The sequence below is a fragment of the Schumannella luteola genome (assembly GCF_013408685.1).
Taxonomy (GTDB): domain Bacteria; phylum Actinomycetota; class Actinomycetes; order Actinomycetales; family Microbacteriaceae; genus Schumannella; species Schumannella luteola.
In genome coordinates this window covers 1,216,493-1,235,906 of sequence record NZ_JACBZY010000001.1, presented here as the reverse complement: position 1 = coordinate 1,235,906, position 19,414 = coordinate 1,216,493, and the positions used below count along the sequence as shown (strand labels likewise).

Annotated in this window: 25 protein-coding genes; 8 read left to right on the top strand and 17 right to left on the bottom strand. The window is 71.5% G+C overall.

All coding sequences use genetic code 11. The annotated features are described in order from the left end of the window. Nucleotides 1-63: 63 nt before the first annotated feature. Nucleotides 64-1,044, bottom strand: a complete 981-nt coding sequence (locus BJ979_RS05410; protein WP_179565915.1) for a LacI family DNA-binding transcriptional regulator — start codon at nucleotides 1,042-1,044, stop codon at nucleotides 64-66. Nucleotides 1,045-1,175: 131 nt separating this feature from the next. On the opposite strand from BJ979_RS05410, the gene BJ979_RS05405 reads away from it, so the two are divergent. The 3 genes from BJ979_RS05405 (at nucleotide 1,176) to BJ979_RS05395 (ending at nucleotide 4,613) form a co-directional block, all read left to right on the top strand. After that, nucleotides 1,176-2,198: an alpha/beta hydrolase gene (locus BJ979_RS05405; RefSeq protein ID WP_246286696.1), complete on the top strand. Its 1,023-nt coding sequence runs from the start codon at nucleotides 1,176-1,178 to the stop codon at nucleotides 2,196-2,198. Further along, the gene (locus tag BJ979_RS05400; RefSeq protein WP_179565913.1) at nucleotides 2,195-3,151 is read left to right on the top strand and encodes an alpha/beta hydrolase fold domain-containing protein; all 957 of its coding nucleotides are present in this window, start codon (nucleotides 2,195-2,197) and stop codon (nucleotides 3,149-3,151) included. The genes BJ979_RS05405 and BJ979_RS05400 overlap by 4 nt, the downstream gene beginning before the upstream one ends. Nucleotides 3,152-3,278: 127 nt before the next feature. After that, a complete protein-coding gene (locus BJ979_RS05395; RefSeq protein ID WP_179565911.1) occupies nucleotides 3,279-4,613 on the top strand; it encodes an MFS transporter in 1,335 nt (444 codons plus the stop codon). 34 nt (nucleotides 4,614-4,647) lie between these two features. Here the strand turns inward: BJ979_RS05395 and BJ979_RS05390 are convergent, their stop codons facing one another. The 5 genes from BJ979_RS05390 to BJ979_RS05370 form a co-directional block, all read right to left on the bottom strand. After that, on the bottom strand, nucleotides 4,648-4,851 hold the full coding sequence (locus tag BJ979_RS05390; protein WP_179565909.1) for a histidine ammonia-lyase: 204 nt from the start codon (nucleotides 4,849-4,851) through the stop codon (nucleotides 4,648-4,650). Between the two features lie 263 nt (nucleotides 4,852-5,114). Further along, complete coding sequence (locus tag BJ979_RS05385; RefSeq protein ID WP_179565907.1) at nucleotides 5,115-6,419, bottom strand: flavin monoamine oxidase family protein; 1,305 nt, start codon at nucleotides 6,417-6,419, stop codon at nucleotides 5,115-5,117. A gap of 8 nt (nucleotides 6,420-6,427) precedes the next feature. Next, a complete protein-coding gene (locus tag BJ979_RS05380; protein WP_179565905.1) occupies nucleotides 6,428-6,769 on the bottom strand; it encodes a cupin domain-containing protein in 342 nt (113 codons plus the stop codon). Between the two features lie 43 nt (nucleotides 6,770-6,812). Further along, complete coding sequence (locus tag BJ979_RS05375) at nucleotides 6,813-7,655, bottom strand: MoaF C-terminal domain-containing protein (protein WP_179565903.1); 843 nt, start codon at nucleotides 7,653-7,655, stop codon at nucleotides 6,813-6,815. Between the two features lie 46 nt (nucleotides 7,656-7,701). Then, nucleotides 7,702-9,132, bottom strand: coding sequence for an APC family permease (locus BJ979_RS05370; RefSeq protein ID WP_343046607.1), 1,431 nt, complete (start codon nucleotides 9,130-9,132; stop codon nucleotides 7,702-7,704). A 132-nt stretch (nucleotides 9,133-9,264) separates the two neighbouring features. Between BJ979_RS05370 and BJ979_RS05365 the strand changes: the two genes are divergently transcribed. After that, the gene (locus BJ979_RS05365) at nucleotides 9,265-9,843 is read left to right on the top strand and encodes a TetR/AcrR family transcriptional regulator (protein WP_179565901.1); all 579 of its coding nucleotides are present in this window, start codon (nucleotides 9,265-9,267) and stop codon (nucleotides 9,841-9,843) included. Between the two features lie 139 nt (nucleotides 9,844-9,982). On the opposite strand, the gene BJ979_RS18250 is transcribed toward BJ979_RS05365, so the two are convergent. The 4 genes from BJ979_RS18250 to BJ979_RS05345 form a co-directional block, all read right to left on the bottom strand. Continuing rightward, on the bottom strand, nucleotides 9,983-10,291 hold the full coding sequence (locus tag BJ979_RS18250) for a DUF3253 domain-containing protein (protein ID WP_179565899.1): 309 nt from the start codon (nucleotides 10,289-10,291) through the stop codon (nucleotides 9,983-9,985). A gap of 103 nt (nucleotides 10,292-10,394) precedes the next feature. Next, the gene (locus BJ979_RS05355; RefSeq protein ID WP_179565897.1) at nucleotides 10,395-10,586 is read right to left on the bottom strand and encodes a hypothetical protein; all 192 of its coding nucleotides are present in this window, start codon (nucleotides 10,584-10,586) and stop codon (nucleotides 10,395-10,397) included. Between the two features lie 91 nt (nucleotides 10,587-10,677). After that, entirely contained in the window at nucleotides 10,678-10,851 is a 174-nt protein-coding gene (locus tag BJ979_RS05350; protein ID WP_179565895.1) for a CsbD family protein, read from the bottom strand. 165 nt (nucleotides 10,852-11,016) lie between these two features. Further along, complete coding sequence (locus BJ979_RS05345) at nucleotides 11,017-12,069, bottom strand: NAD-dependent epimerase/dehydratase family protein (RefSeq protein WP_179565893.1); 1,053 nt, start codon at nucleotides 12,067-12,069, stop codon at nucleotides 11,017-11,019. A 194-nt stretch (nucleotides 12,070-12,263) separates the two neighbouring features. On the opposite strand from BJ979_RS05345, the gene BJ979_RS05340 reads away from it, so the two are divergent. Then, entirely contained in the window at nucleotides 12,264-12,485 is a 222-nt protein-coding gene (locus BJ979_RS05340) for a hypothetical protein (RefSeq protein WP_179565891.1), read from the top strand. Between the two features lie 53 nt (nucleotides 12,486-12,538). Here the strand turns inward: BJ979_RS05340 and BJ979_RS05335 are convergent, their stop codons facing one another. From BJ979_RS05335 to BJ979_RS05325, 3 genes are all read right to left on the bottom strand, one after another. Continuing rightward, complete coding sequence (locus tag BJ979_RS05335; RefSeq protein ID WP_179565889.1) at nucleotides 12,539-12,832, bottom strand: hypothetical protein; 294 nt, start codon at nucleotides 12,830-12,832, stop codon at nucleotides 12,539-12,541. A gap of 85 nt (nucleotides 12,833-12,917) precedes the next feature. Continuing rightward, nucleotides 12,918-13,721 carry a hypothetical protein gene (locus BJ979_RS05330; protein WP_179565887.1) on the bottom strand — a complete coding sequence of 268 codons (804 nt, stop codon included), beginning with the start codon at nucleotides 13,719-13,721 and terminating at the stop codon, nucleotides 12,918-12,920. A gap of 64 nt (nucleotides 13,722-13,785) precedes the next feature. Then, on the bottom strand, nucleotides 13,786-14,106 hold the full coding sequence (locus BJ979_RS05325) for a hypothetical protein (protein ID WP_179565885.1): 321 nt from the start codon (nucleotides 14,104-14,106) through the stop codon (nucleotides 13,786-13,788). 188 nt (nucleotides 14,107-14,294) lie between these two features. Between BJ979_RS05325 and BJ979_RS05320 the strand changes: the two genes are divergently transcribed. Next, nucleotides 14,295-15,470 (top strand): alcohol dehydrogenase catalytic domain-containing protein, encoded by a 1,176-nt coding sequence (locus tag BJ979_RS05320; RefSeq protein ID WP_179565883.1) that lies wholly within the window; start codon nucleotides 14,295-14,297, stop codon nucleotides 15,468-15,470. A gap of 62 nt (nucleotides 15,471-15,532) precedes the next feature. After that, the gene (locus tag BJ979_RS05315; protein WP_179565875.1) at nucleotides 15,533-16,552 is read left to right on the top strand and encodes an FUSC family protein; all 1,020 of its coding nucleotides are present in this window, start codon (nucleotides 15,533-15,535) and stop codon (nucleotides 16,550-16,552) included. Between the two features lie 8 nt (nucleotides 16,553-16,560). Here the strand turns inward: BJ979_RS05315 and BJ979_RS05310 are convergent, their stop codons facing one another. Then, complete coding sequence (locus tag BJ979_RS05310; protein WP_179565873.1) at nucleotides 16,561-17,025, bottom strand: hypothetical protein; 465 nt, start codon at nucleotides 17,023-17,025, stop codon at nucleotides 16,561-16,563. Nucleotides 17,026-17,117: 92 nt separating this feature from the next. Continuing rightward, nucleotides 17,118-17,471 carry a biopolymer transporter Tol gene (locus tag BJ979_RS05305; RefSeq protein ID WP_218853446.1) on the bottom strand — a complete coding sequence of 118 codons (354 nt, stop codon included), beginning with the start codon at nucleotides 17,469-17,471 and terminating at the stop codon, nucleotides 17,118-17,120. 130 nt (nucleotides 17,472-17,601) lie between these two features. Between BJ979_RS05305 and BJ979_RS05300 the strand changes: the two genes are divergently transcribed. After that, nucleotides 17,602-18,105, top strand: a complete 504-nt coding sequence (locus tag BJ979_RS05300; protein ID WP_179565871.1) for a hypothetical protein — start codon at nucleotides 17,602-17,604, stop codon at nucleotides 18,103-18,105. Between the two features lie 42 nt (nucleotides 18,106-18,147). Here the strand turns inward: BJ979_RS05300 and BJ979_RS05295 are convergent, their stop codons facing one another. Continuing rightward, nucleotides 18,148-18,369, bottom strand: a complete 222-nt coding sequence (locus tag BJ979_RS05295; protein WP_179565869.1) for a hypothetical protein — start codon at nucleotides 18,367-18,369, stop codon at nucleotides 18,148-18,150. Beyond that, entirely contained in the window at nucleotides 18,369-19,334 is a 966-nt protein-coding gene (locus tag BJ979_RS05290) for an LLM class F420-dependent oxidoreductase (protein ID WP_179565867.1), read from the bottom strand. The genes BJ979_RS05295 and BJ979_RS05290 overlap by 1 nt, the downstream gene beginning before the upstream one ends. Nucleotides 19,335-19,414: the final 80 nt, after the last annotated feature.

The following is a 19,414-nucleotide window of genomic DNA, read 5'->3' as shown; positions in this document are numbered from 1 at the left end:
CTAACCCTCCGGGTTGACAACGTCAACCTCGCGTCGGCGTGCCGACTCACCTGCTCGCCCGACTCACCCGCTCGCCCGCACCACCAGCGTCGGCGTCAGCTCGACCTTGCGCACGGCCGCGCCGGTGCCCGAGATCGCGCCGAGGATCAGGTCAAGCGCGGCGGCGCCCGACTCCTCGAGCGGCTGCCGCACGGTCGTGAGCCCGAGGGCCGCGCCGAGCGGGCCGTCGTCGTAGCCGACGATCGCGACGTCGTCGGGCACCGAGCGTCCGGCCGCGGCGAGACCGCGCCAGGCCTGCGCCGCCAGCCCGTCGTGGTTCGCGACGACGGCGGTCGGCGCATCCCCGCCCCTCAGCACCTCGAGCAGCGCGGGTGTCGGATCGGTGCCGAGCGGGCAGCGCACATCCACCACCTGCACCGACTCGAGCAGACCCCGGCGGCGCAGCATGCCGGCCGAGATGTAGTCCTCCGAGCGCTGGATCTCGCCGAGGAACACGACCCGCTCATGGCCGCGCGAGCGCAGGTGCTCGCCGATCAGCCGGCCGCCGAGCTCGTCGTCGACGAGCACGACCGGCACGTCGTCGCCGACCGGGCGGGCGCGGCGCATGTCGATGAACACGAGCGGCAGCGCGGCCTCGCGACTCGCGCGGAGGGCGGCGCTGCCGAGCGGCACGCCCATCACGATCAGCCCGTCGATCCCCCGGCGCGCGGGCAGCGCATCCAGCAGCGGCGCGTCGACCTCGTTCGCCGACTCGAGGTCGTGGGCGATGAGCTCGATGGACGCCTGCCGAGCGCGCACGAGCATCCCCGAGAACCGGCGGAAGTAGCTCGAGTAGGTGCTGAACGGTGCCGCGACCGCGATGCGGGTGCCGGCGTTCGCGTGCGAAGCGGCCCCGGACGCGCGGTACCCGAGCGCCCCCGCAGCTGCCACGACGCGCGCCCGCGTGCGCTCGCTCACCCGGTGCGGCGCGTTGATCGCGAGCGACACCGTCGAGATGCTCACGCCGGCGCGCTCGGCGACCGTGTAGATCGTCACCTTCGACATGCCGAAAAAAGTACTTCATCGAAGCTCTTCGATCCGCCCAGGATGTTGGGACAGCGCATCCACGAGCCGACAGCCGTGTTCTCGACCGCCGCGACGACGCTGTCTTCATCAGCAAGAAGGAGGCGACATCGATGTCGTTCACGAAGCCCCGCCTCGACGCCTTCGCCCGCGCGGTCGACGAGCGGCTGAAGCCGCGAGCCCCCGCCCCGGGGAAGACCGCGCAGCAGCGCCGTGCGAACGCCGAGGCCTTCGACCCGATCATGTGCGCCGAGCTCGGCATCGGCCCCGTCGACCTCGCGACCGAGGAGCACACGCTCTCCGTCGCCGGGCATCCGGATGCGCGTCTGCGCGTCTACTGGCCGACCACCGAGCGCCCCGCCGCGACTGCCGACGGCGCGGCCGGGCTGCCGATCCTCGTGTACTTCTTCGGCGGCGGATTCGAGATCGCCGGAATCGACTGGGTGTGGTGGGATGCGTCGTTCCGCGAGCGGGCCCGCGACGCCGGCGTGATCGTGATCGCCGGCGAGTACTCGCACGCACCGGAGCGGAAGTTCCCGACGCAGGCCGAGCAGTGCTGGACGGTCTTCGAGTGGGCTGCCGAACACGCCCGCGAGCTCGGTGGCGATCCCGAGCGCCTCGCGATCGGCGGCGGATCGGCCGGCGGCAACCTCGCCGCGGCCACGCTGCTCATGAACCGCGACCGCGCGAACCGGCCAGTGCGCCTGCAGCTGCTCGAGGTGCCGCTGCTCGACCTGACCGGCGCGCACCTGAAGAGCCAGCCCGGCATCCCGAAGCTCGTGTTCTGGCAGCTCGCCCGCACTCTCGTGACCCAGTACCTCGGCCGCGATCGCGCTCTGCGCCGCAACCCCTACGCCTCGCCGCTGCGCGCGGAGTCGTTCGCCGGCCTGCCGCCCGCGGTCATCTACACGGCCGAGCTCGACGCCCTGCGCGGCGACGGCGAGGCCTACGCCCGCGCCCTCAGCGAGGCCGGCGTGCCCGTCTCGTGCGTGCGCATGATCGGCCAGAACCACGGATCGGCCGGCTACCGCCACGCGGTGCCGATGTCCGACCACCAGCACCGCGACATCGTCGCCACCTTGCGCACCCTGCACGACGACCCCGTCGTGTATCCGCAGATCGGAGCAGCCCTGTGAACATTGCCGACATCGACTTCGAGCCCGGCATCCGCGCCTGGATCGACCGCATCGAAGCGCTCGCGCCGACCCTGCCCGACCTGACCAGCGCCGATCCGGCCGTGCAGCGCATCGCCGCCCGCGAGCTCTCCGACCTGCTCGCCGTCGACTGCACCCTGCCGATCCCCGACGGCGTCGAGCTCGACGACCTCGTGCTCGGCGGGCGCCCCGCGCGCCGCTACCGCCCCGCCGGAGTCGAGGGCCCGATGCCGACCCAACTGTGGCTGCACGGCGGCGGCTTCTTCGCGGGCACGATCGATGAGGTGCTCAACGACCGGCTCAGCGCCCGGCGCGCCCTCGACAGCGGCGTGCAGATCGTCTCGCTCGAGTACCGTCTCGCCCCCGAGGCCCACTACCCGGCCCAGGTGACGGATGCGCTGGGCGCGCTCGAGGCGCTGATCGCCGACGCGGAGCGGCTCGGCGTCGACCCCGCGCGTCTCGGAATCGGCGGCAATTCGGCCGGCGCCGCGATCGCCGCGAGCACCGCGCTGCATGCCCGCGACGCCGGGCTCGAGCTGCTGCACGTGACGCTCGAGGTGCCCCCGACGGCGATGCCGCCGGTGGGCGACTCGGCCGTCGACTTCGCGACCGGCTTCGGCCTCGACGGGGTCGAGCACATCATCCACCTCTATGCCGGGCCCGACGGTCCGGCCGACGCCTACATCGCGCCCCTCGACGTGGCCGACCTGACCGGACTGCCGCCGCATCTCATCCTCGTCGCCGAGTACGACCCGCTGCGCGACTCGGGTACCCAGTACGCCGACCGGCTCACCGCCGCGGGTGTCGACGTCGAGGTCTACTTCGGCGACGGACACCTGCATGGCAGCCCCGGCCAGACCGCCGTCTCGTCCGCGGCGGTCGAGTTCCAGCGCGAGCACTCGCAGCGGCTCGCCGCGGCGTACCGCGTGCGCTGAGCGCACTCACCGCACAGGGATGCGACCCGCGGCCGGTCGCATCCCCCGCGGTCGCGCCCGCTGAACCCGGCCGCGCCACCCCGCGTTCCATCACACCGCGTTCCATCACACCGACCAGGAGACGACGATGTCCCCCACGATGCTCGACCCGCTCGACCCCGCCAGCGCCCACGGAACCGCCGGCGACTCCCCAGCACCCGCCGCCGCTCCCGGCGACGTCAGCCCCGACGCGATCCCCGGCTCGCCGCAGCCGCGGGTCTTCCTGCCCTTCTTCGTGCTCGCCTGGTTCGGGCTGAGCCTGGCGCTGAGCATCATCGGCGGCGGCTCGATCCCGAAGGTGTTCGCGTTCCTCGACGACGCGACCAAGGGCGTCAACCTGTCGATCGTCGCCGCGGTCGGCGGGGTCGTGGTGATCGTCATCACTCCGCTGTTCGGGCGGCTGAGCGACCGCACGATGTCGCGGCTCGGCATGCGCCGGCCCTGGATCCTCGGTGGCGCTCTCGCCGGACTCGTCGGCGTCGGCGTGCTCGCGTTCTCGTCGACGCTCTGGCAGGTGATCATCGGATGGGCCATCGTGCAGGCCGGCTTCGGCGCCACCAACGCCGCCGTGCATGCGCTGCTGGCCGACCAGATCCCGATGCGCATCCGGGCCCGCGTCTCGGCCGCGGCGAGCGCCGCGAACGCGCTCGCGCTCATCATCGGCGCCCTCATGATCGCCGCCCTGCCGAACGACGCGCAGTGGAGCTGGTTCATCGTGCCGGGCGTGATCGGCGCCGTGCTCAGCGGGCTGCTCTTCTTCGGCCTGCGCGACATCGTGCGCACCGAGCGCCCCGCGCCGTGGAGCTGGCGCGACGTGCTCTCGACGTACTGGCTGAACCCGGTGCGCTACCGCAACTTCTTCTGGGCGTGGGCGTGCCGTCTGCTCGTGACGATGTCGATCTTCACGGTCACGACCTACCTGCTCTTCTACATCATCGACCGGATGGGCGTGCCCAAGGAGCAGGCGTCGGGCACCTTCGCGACCGGCATCGTCTGCTTCACGGCGGCGAGCATCGTCACGACCATCCTGTTCGGCTGGCTCTCCGACCGCACCGGGCGCCGCAAGGCGATCGTGTGGGTGTCGGCGCTGCTCTCGGCGGCGGGTCTCACCGTCGCCGTGTTCGCGCCCGACCTGACCACGCTGCTGATCGCCCTCACGCTCGTCGGCGCCGCCCAGGGCGCGTTCGTCTCGGTCGACATCGCGATGATGACCGAGGTGCTGCCCACCTTCACCGAGGCGGGCAAGGATCTCGGCATCGTCTCGCTGTCGTACCAGGTGCCGCAGGTGCTCGTGCCGGTGCTCGCCATCCCGCTGCTCGCCATCGGCGGCGGGGGCGAGAACTACACGGCGCTGTTCATCGCGGCGATCGTCTGCGGCGTGCTCGGCGGGCTCGCGGTGCTGCCGATCCGCGGGGTGAAGTAGGGGAGGAGCCCGGTCGCCGGCTGCGTCGAGCCGGCTACTCGACCCTGAGGATGCGGCCGGTCACCGAGTCATGCCAGTTGCCGGAGCCGGTGGTGCGGTGCCAGCGCTGATGGAACGCGAGACCGGCGCCCTCCGCCTCGATGACCGACGCACCGCAGATCGCGCAGATGTTCAGCATCCACACCTCACCGTTCGTCGCCGTGACCGAGATCGCTCCCGCCGAGAATCCAGAACCCATCGCTCCCTCTCCGCTCCCCTGAACCGACGAGGAAGCCAACAGACACCCATTCACGCTACCCAGTCCTGGCCGCGCGATCCGGACGGGCTGAACTGCCGAGCACCCACTTCGAAGGTCGCGAGGATCCCGGCGACAGCGACGACGGCCTGTTCCACTGCTGCTCTCCGAAGAAGCCCGGAACAGGAACAGGACGCGCCCCGCCAGCTGGCTCCGGACGACGATCGAGAAGCCGCTCGCTCGAACCTCACGGCGATAACCGCGTGTCAGTCGGCCGCGACGGCGGGGACGTCGAGGATGCGGCGCGCCGCCGTCATCCCGCTCTCGATCGCGCCGTCGATGAAGCCGCCCCAGCCGTCGGCGACGTCGGACCCGGCGAAGTGGATGCGGGCTGTGCCCGACTGCAGTGCCGGCAGCCCGGTCGACAGGTAGCCCACACGGTGCATCGGCCAGGTCTCCCCGGAGTGCGGGTCTGCGACCCAGTCATGCAGCGTGGTCTCGACGACCCGGAGACCGGGGACGAGGCGATCCACCGCCGCCTGGACAGCGGCGACGTCCGCGCCGTCGAGCGCGGTCGAGTCGGGGCCGAAGCCGATCACGATCGTGCGCCCGTCGACGTGGTACTCCGACTGCAGGAAGTTCAGCGGCCAGTCGGCGTCGCCGAACGCGACGAAGTGCGGCCTCTCGCCCTCGACCGAGAACCAGACCTTCGTGCCGAGCCCGAGCTGCCCGACCTCGATCGCCCGCTCGGCCGACGGGGCGAGCTCCGGCGTGAACCGGATGCGGGCGAGCGCGTGGAGCGGGGTCGTCACGACGACGTCGGAGGCGACGAAGGTCTCGCCGCCGGATGTCGTGACGGCGGCGACATCGCCGGCTTCGTCGATCGCGACGACGTCGCGCCCGAGGAGGATCTCGGCCGGCGATGCGGCGGCGATGGCCTCGATCAGGGCGCGCGTGCCGCCCACGACCTTGTAGGTCGCGCACGTCTCGAACATGATGCGCCAGTCGCCGTTGGCGGCAGCGAGCCAGCGCAGCGCCTGCGTCAAGGCGGCGTCATCGAGGCGGCCGTTGAAGTTGAGCGTCCAGAACGAGCGCAGCAGCGTGCGCTGCTGCTCGTCGAGCGGCAGCTGGTCGATGCGCTCGACGAGATGCACGTGATCGAGGTCGTCGGCGTAGAGCGAGCTCATCGGCGAGTACGGGAGCGGGAACACCTCGCGGGACTCGGCGCCGAGCAGCCGATTCGGCTCGTCGAGCAGATCGAGCAGCTCGTCCGGGGTGCCGGCGACGGTCTCGGATCCGTTCCACCACCACGCCTCGAGCGGGATGGGGCTCGGGACGACGCCGATCCCGTACCGGCGCAGCTCCGCCCAGACGAAGGGCTGGGTCCAGTGCACCCAGGTGCCGCCGAGCTCGAGGTCGTGGCCGAGACGGCGCTCGGTCCAGGTGCGTCCGCCGGTCCGGTCGCGAGCTTCGAGGACGAGCACTCGGCGGCCTGCGGCGCTGAGCTCGCGGGCGGCGGTGAGTCCGGCGAAGCCGGCGCCGATGACGATGGCGTCGTAGCGAGAGGTCACGATCGGGCTCAGGAGTAGACGAAGAACTCGACCGTGGGGGCGAGCACGGTCCAGAGCGCCGGGACGCCCTTGTCGAACGTCGCGACCGATCCGGCGGTGAGCTCGAATGCCTCGCCGCCTTCGGGTTCGACGCGCAGGTGACCTTCGAGGATGTAGACGGTCTCGTCGGCGTGGCCGACGACGCGCATCGCGCCGGGCGTCTCGTCGGGGCTGATGAACCAGAACCCGGATGAGAGGTCGGCGCGATCTCCGTCGCCGGGGCGTCGGATCCACTGGACCGTGCCGACCTCGAAGGGCTCGGCCTTGCTGCGGTCGAGGGTGCCGAAGCTGATGGATGCGTGGTCGGACATCGTCGTCTCCCTGGTGCGGTGCGGTGCGGCTGATGCCGGGCGCTCAGTCGTTGGGGTAGGTGGTCTCGTTGAGGATCGTGAAGCGACTGTCGAAGGGGATGTGCACGACGCTCTGGGTCGGGTTCTCCCAGCAGAACATCCGCCCGATGGAGCGCTTCTCGCGCAGGTCGACGACGAGGAAGCTCTCGACCGGCATCACGCTCTCCTTCCAGGAGAAGATGACGATGTCGTCGGCGAGCTCGTAGGTGCGGGTCTCGTCGACGTCGGCGAGGCCGCGCTCTCCGCCGGAGATGCAGTGCCAGACGAAGGTGCCGCCGTTGAGGTAGATGTGCTCGTAGCGCTCCGTCGGGCTGTAGCGGTAGTAGATGCGCTTGCCGACGAGGGCCTCGCTGCGCTGACGCGGCTCGATCGCGCCCGACCCGATGCCGTCGATGCGGCCGTGCAGGAACTCGGTCGCCGTGCGGCCCTCGGTCTCGCCCTGGTAGATGCTGCTGTCGGCGGTGGTGACGCGGCCGTCGGTGACATCGACGACCATCGTGACCGCGTGGGTCTCGATCCCGTCGCCCTTGAGGAAGTCGACGAGGAACAGGTTCTCCCGAGCCTCGACAGCGCGGTACGGGTGCGTTCCGGTCGCGCCGATGGCATCACCGGCGATGACCGTCCAGGTGAGTTCGGCCGCCGTGACGAAGTCGTGGCGGATCGTCCACCCGTTGTCGTAGACGATGTCGAGCGTGCGGTCGGCGAGGGCGTCGCTGGCGGGCAGGCTCGGGTCGCCGAAGCCGTCCATCATGACCGAGACGTCGGGCCAGTCCTGCTGGGCGACGAAGCCCTGCTCCTGAACCTGCTGGTCGACGCCGGTGCGGGCGGTGGTGTCGGTGGTGCTCATCGAGCTGAGTCCTCTCGGTGCGGTGGTGGGGATGTCGACGCGGCGGTCAGCTGATCGCGACGATCGCGAAATCGATGTCCTTGCGGAAGCTCGGCATGATGAAGCCGGCGACGAAGGCGAGCGGGATGAGCACGAGCATCGCCGCGGCGATCGTGCCGTCGCCGAAGAGCAGCACGTTGAAGTTGCTCAGCGCGATCACGAGCACGCCGACGTTGAGGATGAGCGCGAGTCCGGGCGCGAACTTGGTGCTCCAGAACCCCGTCTCGAGCCGTTCGCGGACGAAGAAGGCGAGGATGCCGACCGAGGCGAGCGTCATCATCGTGATGAAGCCGATCGTGCCGAGCGCGACGAACCAGGCGTAGATGACCACGATCGGGTCGGCACCGGCGGCGAAGAACCCGGCGAGCACGACGGCGACGACGGCCGCGCCGATGATCGCGGCTCGAGACGGCGCCTTGTTGCGCGCGGAGACGTGAGCGAACACCTTCGGCAGCACCCGGGCGCGGCCGAGCGCGAAGCAGTAGCGGGCGAACATGTTCTGCACGCCGATGAGCATCGCCAGGAAGCTGGTGAGCACCAGGATCTGCATCGTGATCGACAGCCACGGCCCGACGGCCTTCGTGGCGAGGTCGAAGATGACGCCAGACAGATTGTCGGCGGAGGCCTTCTGCACGTTCGCGGCGCCGAGTCCGTAGCTCACGGCCCAGGTGGCGACCGTGTAGTAGACGGCGACGAAGCCGATCACGACGAAGAGGGCGATCGGGATGGTGCGACGGGGGTTGCGTGCCTCCTCGGCGAACACGGTGGTCGCCTCGAAGGTCGTGAAGCAGGTGAAGACGAACAGTCCGGCGACGCCGATGCCCGGGTTCGCGACGACGGCAGGGCTGAAGCTCACCAGCGACGGGTCCTGACCGGGGAACGCGACGAGGATGCCGACGACGAGGATCGCGATCACGATCACCTCGAGCGCGATGATCACGCCGAGCACGCGCATGTTCACATCCACCCCGCGCATGACCAGGACGGTCGTGAGGATCACGGCCGCGAACACCCACACCCAGACCGGGAGCTTCAGACCCGCCTCTGCGGCGAGCTGCTGAGCGAAGACGCCGAACTGCGACACGAGACCGATCTGCAGCGCCAGGTAGGTGACGACGACGATGCCGGCCGAGCCGGTCGCGGCGCGCGATCCCAGCCCCCGGGCGATGAACGCGACGAAGCCGCCCGCGTTCGTGATGTGGCGGCTCATCTTGAGGTAGCCGACGGCGAAGATCGCGATGACCGCGGCGACGAGCACGTAGACCAGGGGCGCGCCGGCGCCGACGATCGAGAACACGACCGGAGCGGCGCCGACGAATGCCGCCATGGGCGCGGCGGCGGCGATCACGAAGAACGCGATGCCCGCCACGCCGAGGCTGTTGCGCTTCAGCGCCGTGGTCGTCTCGGCCGGGGCCGATTCCGTCGGGGTCGATGTCACGGGCGTTCTCCTTCGAACGGCTCATCGTCGGGTGCGGTGATTCAAGCATTCGCCCAAATTGATATCAAGCATATGCCCAAATCAGTGCACGGATCGTCAACTCCCGCGAATAGGCGCAGGTAGCCTTCGGTCATGGCAGCGCCGCGGACGAAGTACGGAACCGGGCGCGAGATGCTGCTCGAGGCGGCCGTCCGCGTCGTCGCCCAGCACGGCCTCCACGGCATGACGTTCCGCAAGGTCGCCGACGAGGCCGGCGTCAACAACTCGCTCGTCTCGCACCATTTCGGATCTCTGCCCGCGCTGGCCGCCGGAGCCCTCGACTGGTCGGTCTCGACCGCGCTCCGCGACTCGCACCTGCCGGCTTTCGCCGACTCCGAGCAGGAGTACCGCGACGCACTCCGCTCGACCCTCGCCGACGAGCTCGACCTGCACGTCTACCAGTACGAGATGGTGCTCGAAGCGAGCCGCGACGAGTCGCTTCGCCCCCAGATCGTCGACCTGTATGCGCGGTACACGGCCGAGATCGAGCGCAGCGTCTTCGGGGATCAGCCCTCTCGGGCCGACCGTGCCGCGGCGCGCGCGATCTTCGCCGCGATCGACGGACTCGTGCTGCAGTTCGTCGGCGGCGCGATCACGCCCGAGGACTTCGATGAGTCGGTCAGCGCGATCTGGCGCTACGCAGAGTCCATCCGCGCCGGCGAAGCATCCTGACCCACCCGGGGCGCGTCGACGCCCCCAGCGAAGCTGAAAGGCCCTCGTTCGGGGAACCGGAACCGAGGGCCTTGCGGTAGCGAGGGCGGGACTCGAACCCGCGACACCACGATTATGAGCCGTGTGCGAATACAGACCCTCATGATCGAGGGCGAAAATCCCGGATTATCAGTCCAGTCGAGCTTACGTGATCACTGATCCGCACCGCGGGTCTCGCTAAATTGTGTCCAGGATGCGTCCAAGTCACTCGATGCTCCATCAACTCACGCCAGCTGTCGGCGGGGCCGACCTGGCGGGCGATCTCCGACGGACACAGCGTCGCGGACGCTGACAGCGCGGCGAGGCGCTCGCGCAACCGGGACTCGAGCTCCCGGTCGAGCGCGGTCAGCTTCGCGCGTCGGCACGCACCCGAGCACCAGCGCGCGTCAGGGTCCGCGCCGACCGGCATCCGCCGACCGCATCGGCCGCAGGTGCGGCTGGGATCGCCGCCGTGCTCGACCCGGGGGCCACCACGCCGCGACCACGCCCGCGCCCGGCGGGGCGGGCGGACATCACGACACGGAGTCGTCAGGTGTCGCCTCGACGGCGGTCACATCCGCGCCTTCTCCCTTGTCGGCGGCGGGATCATCGACAGGATCGGTCTGCTCAGACGCCTCGCTCGCCTTCTCCTGGTGGATCAACTCGAGCTCGTCGTCGCCGCTCGCGGCGCTGTCGCGCGTGCGCGGATCGTCACGATCATCCATCTTCTGGCTCCTTCGTCGAGTTCAGCCCAGAGCCGACGGGGCGCGGGCGGCGGCACGAACGCCCCGGCCCTGCGCTCCGTCGGCGTCGTGGTCAGTGCTTCGTGGCGTCCTTGATGTCGTCGCCGGCCTGCTTCACGTTGGCCGACGCCTGCTCGGCCTTGCCCTCGGCCTGCAGCTTCTTGTCGTCGGTGGCGTCGCCGACGCCCTCCTTGACGTGGCCCTTGGCTTCTTCGGCGGCGTGCTTCGCCTTGTCTCCGAGGCTCATGGCGATTCCTTCCCAGTGGATCTCCCCCGCCGGATCCGACGGGATGCGTGCACGCTACGTCGGCGCCGCCGCCCGATGGTCGGCTCCCAGCCCGCGGTCGGCGGGCGCCCGGTGCGGGGTCAGAAGCGAAGGCCGATGCACGAGCACGATCAACGTGGTGCGGGTTCAGCGCTCCGCGGCGCGGTCCGAGCTGAACGACGACGACGACGGCGATGCCGGCTGCAGCGACGCCGAGGCGGGCACCCCTGCCTCGTCGCGCATCCCGTCGAGCAGCTCCCGCAGGGCGTCACGGGAATCGACGCGCGGCCGCCAGCCGAGCTCGGTGCGCGCTCGCCGGGTCGACATCAGCGGCACGCCGAGCGCGAGGTCGAGCCAGCCCGCCTCGGTCGGCTGGATGCGCGCCCGCCAGCTCGCGTCGACGAGGGCGCGCAGCGCTCGCGCCGGTACCGGCAGCCAGCGTCCGCCGAGGAGGCGCGCGAGGCCGCGCGGTCGGATGCCGGGGTCGCCGGCGAGATTGAAGGCGCCCGTCACGCGCTTCTGGACGATCCGCGCGATGCCGTCGGCCAGATCATCCGCGTGGATCACCTGCAGCGTGAGCGCCGACGGCAGCGGCACGATCGGCGAGCGCAGCTGGCCGACGAGCTTCGGCGGGATCGAGCCCAGGAACAGCCGGCCGATCTCGGAGGCGGCGTCGCGCTGGAAGACGAGCGCGGGGCGCACCCGGGCGACGCGCAGCGCGGGATGGTCGCGTTCGACGAGGTCGAGCTGGCGTTCGACCGCGCACTTGTGCCGCGAGTACGACGAGGTCGGGATGCCGCCGGTCGGCCAGTCCTCGCCGGCCGGATGCGTCTTCGAACCGGGCGAGTACGCGCCGACCGACGAGACCACGACGAGCTGGCCGACCCGCGCGGCCGCGGCCGCGTCGAACACGCGACGAGCGCCATCGACGTTGGTCGCGTGCATCTCCGCCTCGTCGTGCTGCGGCTGGAGCTTCCAGGCCAGGTGCACCAGCGCATCCGCCCCTACCAGCAGCGGGGCGAGCAGACCATCGGCGTCGGGCGTCGCCAGGTCGATCTCGTGCCACTCGACGCCGCTGTAGGGGCCGACGGGCTCGGGCGCCCGACGCGAGACGCCGATCAGCTCGTGGCCGTCGTCCGCGAGGCGGCGGAGGATCGCGGTGCCGAGGTTGCCGGATGCTCCGGTGATGACGATGCGCATGCCCCGACGCTAGGAAGGCGGCGTCGCGGCGCCGGACGACGTTGCGCGGGCGCCCAGCCGACACGCACGCGACGCGCACCTGGGCGCGGCGCGAGCGGCACCTCGGCGGCACATCCGAGACCGGACCGGCCATGGCGGGCGGCGTCTAGCGTCGCGATCACGCACACGAGAGCGACACGAGAACGGAGAGCGCGATGAGCGACCCGAACGAGAACCCGGCACCTGAGCCCGGCGAGACCGCGGAACGCGACGAGGACGACAGCACCGTCGCATCCGGCCCGAGGGAGGAGCAGAACACGGAGCCCAACCCGCCGCTGCCGCAGCTCTACGGGCAGGACATGCAGGGCCACGACGCGGCTACCGCGGAGAGCGGCGAGGACGTCGCGCGAGCGGATCGCGAGCCGGGCGGCAGCTGATCCGCTAGGGCCGGCCTCCAGGTGTCCGGTCGACCGCGCGGTCGTGCGATAGCTCAGGTCGCGGAGTCGGGGTCGGATTCGACTTCGGCGGACGATCGGATGGCGGCATCGCCCTCATCGGCGCGCTGCTCGCCGATGCCGGACTCCTCATCCTCGCCGGCGCCGATTCCGGCATCGAGGCCGGCCTCGTGCTCGCGAAGCGCCTGGTCCTGCTCGGCGCCGCGCGGATCGCCGGGGTGGTCGTACGCGGTCTGATCGTGGAGCCCCTCGCGCTTCTCGGCGGGCGTCGCGTCGGCGGCGCCATCCATGATCGGCACGTTCTGCTCTCGTGGCGGATAATCCTTCATCGCACTGTTCCTCTCAGTTCGTCGAGGTTCGTCGTATCGGTTGCGTTCGTCGCCGCGGGCGGCCCCGACGGCAGTTCACGTGGACTCAGCGCAGCGCCTCCGGCACCTCGCCGTGCTCCGGAGCCAGATGGTCGAGCAGCCGGTGCCAGTGGTCGACGATCGGCTGCGGCGAGGCCGAGAGCACGGACGCCGCTCGACGCAGATGCCGCTCGTACCAGCGTGCGTCGGCCGACCCGAGGGCGGCTCCGTCGCGCCGGTGCACGAGCAGCGTGGCAGCGGCGATCGAATTCAGGCTCGCGGCCCAGGCGTGGGAGACGAGCGCGCGGGCGTCGCCGATGCGGCCTGCATCTCCCTGCGTGACGCCCGCCTCGACGACATGTCCCAGTCGCCGCACCGCCAGCGGCTCCTCGACGAGGTCGACCTCGGGCTCGATGGTCTCACTCAGAGCGAGTCGACTCAGGGCGCGCGGGCGCCGGGTGCCGACGAGCGCAAGGCGATCCGCCCGCTCGCCGAGCCGCGACGCCAGAGCCAGCGCATACGCCCCGCCTCCGCCCCAGCCCAGGATGCCGATCTGCTTCGCGACCGATGCGGAGGCGTTCCGCTCGGCCTCGTCGAGGTCGTGCAGCACCGCGCCGGCGATGTCGTCGGCCCACGCCGTCACGCTCGGCTGCTCGCCCTCACGCCACGGGTCGGATGCGCCGTACCCGGGCCGGTCGAACGCCAGGATGTGCACGCCCCAGTGGGACGTCAGCATCGGGTCGGGATCGAAGCCGCTCGCGATGCCGAGAGGGTGACACGCGATCAGGAGGCGCCGCGCGATCGGGTCACCGAGCCCGCTGACGCCGGCCCAGCGTCCAGAAGGGAGCTGGATGCGCCTCGCGGCGGTCACGTCCGCCCCGCACCGGCCGCGGCCGCCACCGGATCGCTCCCGGTGCGCGGACTCGCGTCGTGACTCATACCGGTTTGACCGGCGAGGTCAGCGGATCATCCGGGTGCGGGCCGTCGTCCGGATCGGTCGGCTCCTGCCCAGGCGTCGGCGGCTCGACCGGCTCGTCGGGCGCGCCCGCGGGGCTGCCATCCGGCGGATTCCCCTCGGGCGGGACGATCGAGTCGCTCGCCGGGCCGGCGGTGCCGCCCGACGTCGCGGCCTGCGCCGTGTCGAAGTCCGGGTCACCCACATCGGGGTTCAGCCCGCCCTGGCTGTCGATGCCGGGGTCGTCGCCGTTCGGATCGCTCATGATGAAGCCTCCATTCGCTGAATCGGTCTTCGCCATCCAGTGCACGCCCGGTCGCGGCCGGGAGCGCCCAGGCTCGGGCGACGCACAGCGGGCGCTGACCGCGCGCGCGGAAACCGCAGGTCTCACGACGTCGCGCCGAGCGAGCGTGCACGTCGGCTCCACACCCTCTGAGCGCCGCCTGACCCCCTCCTCACCCCCGCCGGGGTTCTGCCTAACGTGCCCGCATGAGAGCCCTCACCTGGCAGAGCGACCGACAGCTCAGCGTCGAGACCGTCGACGACCCGCGCATCGTCGAGCCGACCGATGCGATCGTGCGCATCACCTCGACCGCGATCTGCGGCAGCGACCTGCACCTCTACGACGTGCTCGGCCCCTTCCTCGACAAGGGGGATGTGCTGGGCCACGAGCCGATGGGCGTCGTCGAGGAAGTCGGCGCGTCCGTCACGCGCATCAAACCCGGCGACCGTGTCGTCGTGCCCTTCGTGATCGCCTGCGGCGAGTGCTTCATGTGCCGTCACGGCCGCAGTTCGCAGTGCGAGACCACACAGCAGCGCGACACCGACTCCGGCGCCGCGCTCTACGGTTACACCCGCCTCTACGGCTCGATCCCCGGCGGCCAGGCCGAAGCACTGCGCGTGCACCGCGCCGACTTCAACCTGATCAAGGTCGGCGGCGATCTGCCGGATGAGCGCTACCTCTTCCTCAGCGACATCCTGCCCACCGCCTGGCAGGGGGTGCAGTACGCGGATGTGCCCGAGGGCGGCACGCTCGCCGTCGTCGGGCTCGGCCCGGTCGGCCAGCTGGCGGTGCGGATCGGCCGGCACCTGGGCTACCGCGTGCTCGGCGTCGACCCGGTGCCCGAGCGCCGCGCGATGGCCGAGAAGCACGGCGCCGAGGTCTACGACGGGGAGGGCGAGGTCGCCGCCGAGCTGCGCAAGGTCACGAACGGGCGCGGGCCGGACGCGGTGCTCGACGCCGTCGGCATGGAGGCGCACGGCAACCCGATCGCCTCTCTGCTGCAGAACGCCTCGACCGTGCTGCCGGCGCCGGTCGGCCGCGTGGTGGCGCAGACCGCGGGCGTCGACCGCCTCGCCGCTCTCGAGCTCGCGATCGACGCGGTTCAGCGCGGCGGCACCGTCTCGCTCAGCGGCGTCTACGCCGGAGCGAAGGATCCGCTGCCGATGGTGCGCATGTTCGACAAGGGGCTCACGCTGCGCATGGGGCAGTGCAACGTGCACCGCTGGCGCGACGAGCTCCTCCCGCTCGTCGAGCGCGACGACGACCCGCTCGGCATCGACGACCTCGTCACCCACGAGGCCTCGCTCGAGGAGGGTCCGGAGATGTACGAGGTGTTCAAGCAGAAGGTCGACGGCTGCGTGAAGGTGGTGCTGCACCCCTGAGCGGGCTCGCCGACTTCCGGGCGCGCTCCTGGGCTCGCGCTCGCGGTTCGCTGCGGCGAGCCGTGGGCGGCGAGCGCGTGCTGCTCGCCGCCAAGACCGCAGGGGCGGCCGCGCTCGCGTGGCTGCTCGGGCACCAGTTGCCGGGAGCGCTCGGCGACTATGCGTATTACGCGCCTTTCGGCGCCGTCATCGCGATGACGCCGACGCTCGTCAGCTCGGCGCGGTCGACCTTGCACACCGTCGCCGGAACAGCGGTCGGAATCGGCCTCGCCTGGTTGCTCTTCCTGCTGCACGCCCCGGGCTGGTTGGCCGTGCCGATCGCCGCAGCCGTCGGAGTGATCGTCGCCGGTCTGTTCACGCCCGGTCCCGCGCGCGACTACGTGCCGGTCGCGGCGCTCTTCGTGCTGACGGTCGGCGGCGCGGACGCGGGCGACTACTCGATGGGCTACCTGCTGCAGGTCGCGCTGGGCATGGGCATCGCCGTGATCGTGACCCTGCTCATCCCGCCGCCGGTCGGGCTCACCGATGCCGCTGACTCGGCTCGGCGCCTGCGCGCCGAGGTCGCCGCCGTTCTCAGAGACGTCGCGACGACCGTCGAGGAGCCCGACGCCGACGAACCGGCAGCGACCGCCGCGATCCCCCGGCTGAGACGTGCGCTCGCGAGCGCCGAGGAGTCGCTCGATCAGGCGCAGGAGAGCCGCCGCGGCAACGCGCGCGCGTGGCGTCAGCGCGAGGCGATCGCCGCGGAGACCCGCCAGCACGGTGCGCTGCGCCGCATCGTCCGTCGCGCCGAGGAGCTCATCGACCTCCTCGCGCCGGCTCAGTCCGACGACGAGAGCCTGCGCGACCTCCCCGACGGCGCTCGCGCGGAGTCGGCGGCCGCCATCCGGCTCACCGCCGACGCGGTCGAGCAGTGGCCGGAGGCCGGCCCCGACGCCGAGCTCGCCCACGGCCGCATCGACGAGCAGCTCGAGCGGATGCGCGCTGCGCTGGAGCCCGGCGATCGCGGCGCCCAGGTCGGCGGGGCCGTGGCGACCCTGCTCGGGCGGATCGCGGTCGGCGCGACCCGACCGGCGGACTGAGCGCGCGGCTACTCAGAGACGATGTCGAACCGCAGCCGCAGCGCCGGATCGAAGACCCCGGGGCTCTCGAGCAGAGCGCTGGTGTGACTGATCTCGACCGGCTCGAGGTCGTGCACCCAGTCGAGCGGGAAGAGCGCGACGATCCGCCGCTCGCCCACACGCACCCGCACGCTGCGACGCCGGCGGATGACGCGATGCTCGAAGTCGACCGCGAAGGCGATCGCCGTCGGCGGTGTCACCTCGAGCCCGAGCTGCAGCGGGCCGCCGCCGTTGCGCGGGAACCAGATGTTGAGGTGAGTGCGCTGCGAGCCGGTCGTCGACAGCGGGCTCGCCAGGTTCCAGGTGACCACGAGGGCGTGCGCGCCGATCGCGGCGGTCGCGTCCACGATCGGCGGCAGATCTGTGAGGGTGGCCGCCTGGTCGAGCTCCTCCTCGCGCAGGACCGGGAGCTCACCCGCCGTGTCGTCTCTCATGCGCTCAGTGTGAAGTCGCGCATCCACTCGATACGGGGCGTCCAGCGAGCTTCGAGCGGGCCCGCGTGCCGCTCACATCCGCGCGCCTGCGCTCAGTCGTCGGCGAGGCTCTGCAGCGCTTCGGCCGCGCGGCGACGGCGCTCGGCGATCGGCTCCTCCCACCAGCGCGGCCCCCGCTCGCCGAGCCCGGTCTTCGCGAGCCCCACCCGACTTCGCGCCTCGCGCAGCGCCTCCTCGTCTCCGCCCTTCTTCGCCGTGCGCACGGCCGCCCGCGCCCGCCCGAGATGCGACCGCAGCGCCGCCGCGACCTCGTCGGCGAGCTCGGGATCGGTGCGGCGCCAGCGCCGCCCGTCGATCACGAGCCAGTGCTCGCCGTCGCGCGGCTTCTCGCCAACCGACTCGTCGCCGTCGGCCTTCGCGCTAGCGGCATGGTCCTGTCCGGTCATCCGTCGCCTCGCCTCTCCCGGTCGCGTGTCGCGAACGTATCGTCGACGTGGTCGCGTATCTGCTGACAGCGCCATCAGCGGTCTCTGATCGCGTCGCCGCCGCGGTCACATCCCGTCCTACCGTCGCGTCATGACCGATGCCGAGCTGACTGCTCCCCCATCCACGTCGTCGCCCGCGTCCGACGACGGGCCCGACCCGGCGCACCTCCGCCCGGACGGCGTGGATGACGCGACCGTCGCCGCGCTCGGCAAGCTCTCCGAGGCGCTCGAGGTGGTCGAGCAGGCGCGCGGCGAGCTCTACGCCTTCCACCGACTGACCGGGCGGGCGGATCTCGCTCTGGGCGACGCGGTCGAGCAGCTGCGCACGGCAGGCCACGTCGAGCTCGCCGAGGGGATCGAGCGCGAGCTCGTCGGCCGCAATGTCATCGAGGGTCGCTGGACGTTCCAGATCGTCGAGGATTACGACGACGGATACTGGGCTGCGTTCCGGCGGTGGGAGCAGATCGCGCGCGACCAGCTCGTCAGCGGTCGACGTCATCTCGCGGAGGCGGAGATGAAGGAGCAGCGCCGCACGCACGGGGCGCGCCACCATGAGGCGCGACCCCGCGAGGCGGGCACGGCCGACTCCGACTGACGGCTCGCCGAGGTCGGGCTCGGGCTCTCTGCGCCCTCCGCGTCATTCCATATCGTCGGCGGTCGCGACCCGGTTGCCGTCGACCAGCGATTCGGGGCGCCGCTCGGACGGGGTCTGCGGCGGCCGCTCGTCCTCCGGCACCTCGACGTCCGCCGCAGTGCCCGCACCGCCGGCGTCGCTCGTCGGAGCGAGCGCGCCATCGTCGGTCACGGCCGGCTCGACCGGAGCATCCGAGGGACGGCCGTCGGCGACGTGCTTTCTCATCACAGGCTCCGCAGCTTCTCGAGCAGTGGACCCGCGGCTTCGTCGAGGAAGCGCTGCTGCCCCTCGTCGCCGACCTGCACGAAGGCGAGGTCGGTGAACCCTGCCTCCAGGAACGGGCGGGCGCTCTCGGCGAGCTCATCGAGGTCGGGGCCGCAGGCGATGGCGTCAGCGACATCCTCCTCGCGCACGAACTGGGATGCGGCGGCGAAGCCGGCGGGCGTCGGCAGGTCGGCGTTGACCGCCCAGCCGCCGCCGAACCAGCGGAACTGCGCGTGCGCCTGCTCGATCGCCTTCTGCTTGTCCGGACCCCAGCAGATCGGGATCTGCCCGATCACGCGGGCGGGATCGCCGTGCCCCTTCTTCCAGGCCTTCACGACATCCGCATCCGGCTGCACCTGGATGAGGTGGTCTGCCAGGTCGGCGACGGCATCCACCGACTTCTTCCCCGACACCGCCACCGCGATCGGCACACCTTCGTCGGGCAGGTCCCAGATGCGCGCCGAGTCGACGCGGAAGTACTGCCCGTCGTAGGTGACGAGGTCGCCGGAGTGCAGCTCGTGGATGATCTCGAGCGCCTCCTCGAGCATGTCGTGGCGCGCATCCACCGCCGGCCAGCCCTCGCCGACGACGTGCTCGTTGAGGTTCTCGCCGGAGCCGAGGCCCAGCGTGAAGCGCCCCTCGGCGAGCAGCTGCAGCGTCGCCGACTTCTGGGCGACGACCGCGGGGTGATAGCGCACCGTCGGGCAGGTGACGTAGGTCATCAGCTCGACGCGCTCGGTCGCCTGCGCGACAGCGCCGAGCACCGTCCAGGCGTAGGGCGCGTGCCCCTGCTCGGTGAGCCACGGCGAGTAGTGGTCGCTCGACACCTCGAAGTCGAACCCCACCTGCTCGGCGGCCTGCGCGTAGCGCACGAGCTCGCGCGGCCCGCTCTGCTCGGTCATCAGCGTGTAGCCCCAGTTCGTCATGCGGGCGACGCTACGAGCGGGGCGGTGGAGCGGGCGGATGCGTGCGGTCCGCTCCCAGCGGATGGCCGGGTCGTGCGGAG